Here is a 560-nt window from a genome sequence, read left to right on the forward strand (position 1 = left end):
GGATGAAGTTGACAAGCGCGTGGTGTGCTTTCGCTCGTTTATGGCGTCCGTATTGGTGGCCACGGAGCGCGTACCGCACTTGCCTGCGGTCGCGCTTGCTTCCAGCGCGAGAACAGCCGTTGGTAAGCGTGCTCAGCTTGTTCGCCTGCCGCACGCTCCAGATCCCGGACGGACTTCAGATTGTAGGCGGCGGCAGACCCCTTGCGGCTACCGCGACGCGCAGGCATGCCTGCCTGCAGTTCCAGCTCACGGGTCTTGCGCGCAGTCAGCGCCGGGCGATCCCAGGCGAAGGCTTCGTTACGCGTGAGGACGTGCCACACGATGATCGCCACCTTGCGTGCCGTGGCAACAGCCGCGATCTGCTGACCGCGACGATCCCGGATACGAAGGAAGAAGGCTCGGACGGGGCCGGCCGTTTGGGCTGCGGCCCAGGCAGCGTCGACCAGCATGGCACGCGCATAGGAACGTCCGCGCTTGCTGATGTGTCCGTGCTTTGCTGGCTGCAAGCCGGATTGGTAGACCGAAGGATTGAGGCCAAAGTAGCTGACCAGTTTCTGCGG

Annotated in this window: 1 protein-coding gene; it reads right to left on the bottom strand. The window is 64.1% G+C overall.

Annotated elements, in window-relative coordinates:
- Positions 1–38: 38 nt before the first annotated feature.
- On the bottom strand, positions 39–560 hold a 522-nt coding region (locus MKD38_RS30845), incomplete at its 5' end, for a transposase (RefSeq protein WP_252682457.1).

It is taken from the genome of Cupriavidus sp. WGlv3, from assembly GCF_023952475.1.
Taxonomy (GTDB): domain Bacteria; phylum Pseudomonadota; class Gammaproteobacteria; order Burkholderiales; family Burkholderiaceae; genus Cupriavidus; species Cupriavidus phytorum.